5 protein-coding genes are annotated in these 5720 nt (G+C 63.3%); 3 read left to right on the forward strand and 2 right to left on the reverse strand.

Annotation, left to right across the window (positions count from 1 at the left end; translation table 11 throughout):
* On the forward strand, nt 1-978 hold a 978-nt coding region (locus EOA38_RS25995; RefSeq protein WP_127300579.1), incomplete at its 5' end, for a lipid-A-disaccharide synthase.
* Between the two features lie 91 nt (nt 979-1069).
* Here EOA38_RS25995 and gltA read toward each other — a convergent pair.
* Both gltA and gltX read right to left on the reverse strand, forming a co-directional pair.
* Complete coding sequence (gene gltA, locus EOA38_RS26000; protein WP_126093893.1) at nt 1070-2398, reverse strand: citrate synthase; 1329 nt, start codon at nt 2396-2398, stop codon at nt 1070-1072.
* A 181-nt stretch (nt 2399-2579) separates the two neighbouring features.
* Entirely contained in the window at nt 2580-4004 is a 1425-nt protein-coding gene (gltX, locus tag EOA38_RS26005; protein WP_127300580.1) for a glutamate--tRNA ligase, read from the reverse strand.
* A gap of 160 nt (nt 4005-4164) precedes the next feature.
* On the opposite strand from gltX, the gene EOA38_RS26010 reads away from it, so the two are divergent.
* Together EOA38_RS26010 and EOA38_RS26015 are read left to right on the forward strand one after the other, a co-directional pair.
* Nucleotides 4165-4698: a hypothetical protein gene (locus EOA38_RS26010; RefSeq protein WP_127300581.1), complete on the forward strand. Its 534-nt coding sequence runs from the start codon at nt 4165-4167 to the stop codon at nt 4696-4698.
* 114 nt (nt 4699-4812) lie between these two features.
* Nucleotides 4813-5720, forward strand: a 908-nt coding sequence (locus EOA38_RS26015) for a DUF4131 domain-containing protein (protein ID WP_127300582.1), incomplete at its 3' end; no start/stop codon positions are given.

Genomic DNA, 5720 nt, shown 5'->3' on the forward strand with positions numbered 1-5720 from the left:
GTCCTACGCGACCTGCCGCGGCTGATGCGCCGGATCAGCCAGACGGCCGCAACCATCGCGAGCGAGCGGCCGGATTGCCTTATCACCATCGACAGCCCCGACTTTTCGCTGCGCGTCGCCAAAAAGGTTCGCGCTGCCGCGCCCGCCATCCCGATCGTCCACTATGTCTGCCCGAGCGTGTGGGCATGGCGGCCGGGCAGGGCTGTGGCAATGAAGCCATATGTCGACCACATCCTCTGCATCCTGCCGTTCGAGGTGAAAGCACTGGCCCGCCTTGGCGGACCGCCCGGCACTTATGTTGGCCACCGGCTGACACAGGACCCCGGCGTGCTTGGCGCCGCCAAGGCGCAGGGCCTGCCGCGCGACCTGTCGGCGGATCGCGTGAAGACGCTGCTCGTGCTGCCGGGCTCTCGCCGCAGCGAGGTGCGCCGTCTGATCGACCCGTTCGGCAAGACGGTGTCGGTGCTCCACCAGCGCGGCCATCGGCTGCGCCTGTTGCTGCCGACGGTGCCGCATGTCGCCGATCTGGTCAGGACGTCGGTCGCGAGCTGGGACGAGAAGCCCGAGATCATCACCGATCCAGAGCGCAAATGGCAGGCTTTCGGCAAGGCCGATGCGGCTTTGATCGCCTCTGGGACAGTCTCGCTCGAACTCGCGCTCAGCGGCGTTCCGATGGTTTCCAGCTACAAGCTCGATCCGATCGCCAGACAATTGCTGCAGCATCTGGTGACGACGTGGTCGGCGCTGCTGCCCAACCTGATCGCCGACCGCGCGCTGGTGCCGGAATTTTACGACCAATATGTCAGGCCGGAGAACCTGGCGCGCCAGTTGGAAGCGCTGTTTGCCGATACCGGCATGCGCGCCTGGCAGAAGGCGGGCTTCGCCGAGATCTCCGGGCGCATGGCAACCGAGAAGCCCTCCGGCGAAATCGCCGCCGAGGTGGTGATGGGGTGTATCAGGAGAGCGAATAGGGAGTAGCGAATAGCGAATAGCGAATAGTGCGGGTGTCGCACGGCACTCACCGGCTTCTTTCCCTATTCGCTACTCGCTATTTCGCTATTCGCTTAAATCACCGCTTGGCGATCGGCACGTAATCGCGTTCCGTGGCGCCGGTGTAGAGTTGCCGCGGGCGGCCGATCTTCTGGTGCGGATCCTCGATCATTTCCTTCCACTGCGCGATCCAGCCGACGGTGCGGGCGACCGCGAACAGCACGGTGAACATGGTGGTGGGGAAGCCCAGCGCCTTCAGCGTGATGCCCGAATAGAAATCGACATTCGGATAAAGCTTCTTCTCGATGAAATAAGCGTCGGTCAGCGCGATCTTCTCGAGTTCCATCGCGATGTCGAGCAGTGGATCGTCCTTGATGCCGAGCTCGCCCAGCACCTCATGCGCTGTCTTCTGCATGATCTTGGCGCGCGGGTCGTAGTTCTTGTAGACGCGATGGCCGAAGCCCATCAGCCGGAACGGGTCGTTCTTGTCCTTGGCGCGGGCAATGAATTCCGGGATGTGGTCGACATGGCCGATCTCGCCCAGCATGTTGAGCGCCGCTTCGTTGGCGCCGCCATGCGCCGGGCCCCACAGGCAGGCGATGCCGGCGGCGATGCAGGCGAACGGGTTGGCGCCGGAGGAGCCGGCGAGGCGAACCGTCGAGGTCGAGGCGTTCTGCTCGTGGTCGGCGTGCAGGATGAAGATGCGCTCCATGGCGCGCGCCAGCACCGGATTGATCTTGTACTCCTCGCACGGCACCGCGAAGCACATATGCAGGAAATTGGCGGCGAAGTTCAGCTCGTTCTTCGGGTAAATGAAGGGCTGGCCGATGTGGTATTTATAGGCCATCGCCGCGATGGTCGGCATCTTGGCGATCAGCCGCATCGAGGCGACCATGCGCTGGTAGGGGTCCGAGATGTCAGTCGAGTCGTGATAGAAGGCCGACAGCGCGCCGACCACGCCGCACATGACGGCCATCGGGTGCGCGTCGCGACGGAAGCCGGTGAAGAAACGCGACATCTGCTCATGCACCATGGTGTGGCGCGTCACGCGGTAGTCGAAGTCGTCCTTCTGCGCCTTGGTCGGCAATTCGCCATAGAGCAGCAGGTAGCAGACCTCGAGGAAGTCGCCGTGTTCGGCGAGCTGGTCGATCGGATAGCCGCGATGCAGCAGGATGCCGGCATCGCCGTCGATGAAGGTGATCGCCGACTCGCAGCTCGCCGTCGACGTGAAGCCGGGGTCGTAGGTGAAGGCCCCGGTCGTGCTGTAGAGCGCGCCGATGTCGATGACGTCAGGCCCGGTCGAGCCGCTTCGCACCTTGAATTCGTGGGTCTTGCCGGCGAGTTCGAGCCTGGCGGTCGACTCATGCGCCTTGCCGCCCGGTTCCAGTTTTGTCGCAGCTTCGCTCATTGCAAACTCCTTTATGTTTCCTCATGCCGGCAAGGCAATTCCTGCAAACGACACGTCGAAATCACCGGAATGCGCGAACTTACCACCGCATTTTAGGGGGTGCGTGCCAGATTGGGCCAAGGCCTAATGTTGCACTGCGAAACACACCTTTCAATGCCAATCTTTTTGGGCCAGTTCGCTCCTAATCGATTTGATCTCCGATCCGCGCTAGACTTTCGTCGCGTCCCAACACGGCAAGCACGTCGAACACACTGGGCGAGGTGCTGCGGCCGGTAAGCGCGGCTCTCAGCGGTTGGGCCACGGCGCCGAGCTTGTGGCTGCCGGCCTGCGCAAAGTCGCGGATGGCAGCCTCGGCGGCTGCGGCACTCCACTCGCCGGAGATGGCTGCGAGCGCCACATGGGCGCCGCGCAGAATGGCGCGCGCATCGCCTCCGAGCAAGCCCGCGGCCTTCTCGTCCAAGGGCAATGGCCGTTCGGCAAACAGGAAGGCGGCTCCGTCGACGAGTTCGACCAGCGTCTTCGCGCGCTCCTTGAGGCCAGGCAGGGCGGCAAGCAATTGGGCCTTGCGCCTGTCGTCGAGCTTTGCCGCGAGCGCCGGTCCGCCTTCAAGATGGGACAAGGTGGCGACGAAAATGCCGAACAGGGACTTGTCGTCCATCTTGCGCATATGGACGCCGTTCAGCGCCTCGAGCTTGGCGAAATCGAAGCGGGCGGCGCCCTTGTTGACGTCGCCGATGTCGAACCAGGCGATCATGTCGTTGATCGACATCACCTCGTCATCGCCATGGCTCCAGCCGAGCCTGGCCAGATAGTTGAGCAGGGCCTCGGGCAGATAGCCCATGGCGCGATAGGCCTCGACGCCGAGCGCGCCGTGTCGCTTTGACAGTTTCGCCCCGTCGGCACCGTGGATCAGCGGGATGTGCGACATCGACGGCACGTCCCAGCCCATGGCGTTATAGATCACGGTCTGGCGCGCCGCGTTGGTGAGGTGGTCGTCGCCGCGGATGATGTGGGTGACGCCCATGTCGTGATCGTCGACGACGACGGCATGCATATAGGTCGGGTTGCCGTCGGAGCGCAGGATGATGAAGTCGTCGAGATCCTTGTTCGGAAAGCGCACCTCGCCCTGCACACGGTCGTGCACGACGGTCTCGCCCTCGGTCGGCGCCTTGATGCGGATGGCGCCCTTGACGCCGGGAGGCGCCTCGGACGGGTCGCGGTCGCGCCACTGGCCGTTGTAGCGCGGCGGCAGACCCTTGGCGCGCGCTGCCTCGCGCATGGCCTCCAACTCGGCAGGCGTCTCATAGCTGTAATAGGCCTTGCCCAGGCGCACGAGCTCCTCAGCCACCTCGCGGTGGCGCGGCGCGCGTTCGAACTGCGATACGGCCTCGCCGTCCCATGACAGGCCCAGCCAGGTCAGTCCGTCGAGGATGGCGGCCGTGGCCGCCTCGGTGGAGCGCTCGCGGTCGGTGTCCTCGATGCGCAGCAGCATCGTGCCGCCCGTGTGCCTGGCGTAGAGCCAGTTGAACAGCGCCGTGCGCGCGCCGCCGATGTGCAGGTAGCCGGTGGGCGAGGGGGCAAAACGGGTGACGACCTTGTCGGACATGGAACTCTCGGAGTGGCACGGAAGCGGGCGTGAATGCGCGGACTTTCGCCCGACGGGCGTTCATGTAGCATAGGAGGTCTGGGGCGCAAGGGGCAGACCCGATGGCTGGGCGTGGCCGGGGTACGGAGGAGAAAATATTGCGAACCAAAGGGGGGAACCAATGACCAACATGCCTGGCGACTCCAAGGTGGTTCCGCCGTCACTCGCCAATCGTAAGCACTGGATCCTATTTGGACTGATCTTTGGGGGCGCCGCATTGGTTGCGGCTGCTCTATACGGGGAGATCAATGGCGATAGTTTAGGGTATGGGGTTGGCTTGACCTCTATTCCGGCCCTGCTGGGCTTCCTTATCATGCGAAAGGGAAGGAATCTGCTAGCGGGTTACATCGCGTTCATCGTCTTGATAGGTATTGTGGGAAGACAAGAAGTCTTAAACAGGGTTGAGCAGACGCGAAACGGAATTGTGAAAGGCTGTCTGGACCGGAACACTGATGTAGACAGCCTGCCAGAGGGTCAACAAAAAATATTCTGCGATTGCTACTCAGGTAAGCTCGCGGGCAAAGTCCTGCAGCACACTACCCTGACCGCTTTAACATTCAGCACGTTGCCCTCAGACGCGAAAGACGATCCTCAATTTGTAAGCATCGCCACAAAGGCCTGGAGTGAATGTGGTGCTGCTCTCCGCAGTCAATAAGCTGTCGTCAGGACACGGATCACGGCAAGCACTGGAGCAGGCGTGATTGCGCGGACTTTCGCCCGACGGGCGTTCATGTAGCATAGGAGGTCTGGGGCGCAAGGGGCAGACCCGATGGCTGGGCGTGGCCGGGGTACGGAGGATGATGGGGGAATAACGGCTGGCGTCAGCGAGCGCCTGCTATTTGCCGGCACCGCGCCGTTCGAAGCGACACCTGTTTCTGTTCCGGTGCCGCGGCCGGCTACGGAGATCTTGCCGCCGGACGGCGGCGCCTCCCTGCAGCCGCCTCAGTTGGCAACCATCGACCGGATCCGCAGGCAGTTCCGCCGTGCTTCTTTTTCCGCCTTTCGCCTGAGCGTGTCCGAAGCCGCTGCGACCGAGCTCGACCGCGGCATCGGCTTCCTGCTGGTGCCAGTGTTCCTGGCCGCCGGCGTCATCCTCTATTTTTCCTTGGACGTCGAGCCGGATCTTTATAGGCCGCTGGCGGCTGTAGCGCTGATGGCTGTCTGCGCGATCATTTCCCGCGCATGGCCCAAGACGCACCTCGCCTTCATGGCGGCGCTGTTTTGCGCCTTGGGCTTCGTCGCCGCGAAGGTCGAGACATGGCGGGCCGTAGCGCCGATGCTCGGCTCCGAAATCCAGACGCGGCTGACCGGCCGCGTCGTCATCGCCGAAGAAATGGCCAATGGCCGAGTGCGACTGACCATCGATCTTGTCTCGACCGCGCATCCAGAACTGCGCTACGCGCCGGATCGCGTCAGGCTCTCGGCGCGCGCGATATCCTCAGACATGAAGGTTGGATCGCTGGTGACGGGCTATGCCCGGTTGCTGCCGCCTACCGGGCCGGTCCGGCCGGACAGTTATGATTTTTCCTTCGACAGCTATTTTTCCGGTATCGGCGCCAGCGGCTTTTTCCTGGGCGATCCGAAAGTCGTTTCGGCCTCCGGCCCACCGTTCGAAGCCGGCATGGCCTCGGCCATCGAGAACGCGCGCGAAAACATTGCCGATCACATCAGAAGCAC

Source organism: Mesorhizobium sp. M1E.F.Ca.ET.041.01.1.1, from assembly GCF_003997355.1.
In the GTDB taxonomy this organism is placed as follows: domain Bacteria; phylum Pseudomonadota; class Alphaproteobacteria; order Rhizobiales; family Rhizobiaceae; genus Mesorhizobium.

Coding starts and splice junctions, on each gene's coding strand:
- gltA (WP_126093893.1), bottom strand. CDS start 2,398: ATGAGCGAAGCTGCGACAAAACTGGAACCGGGCGGCAAGGCGCATGAG.
- gltX (WP_127300580.1), bottom strand. CDS start 4,004: ATGTCCGACAAGGTCGTCACCCGTTTTGCCCCCTCGCCCACCGGCTAC.
- EOA38_RS26010 (WP_127300581.1), top strand. CDS start 4,165: ATGACCAACATGCCTGGCGACTCCAAGGTGGTTCCGCCGTCACTCGCC.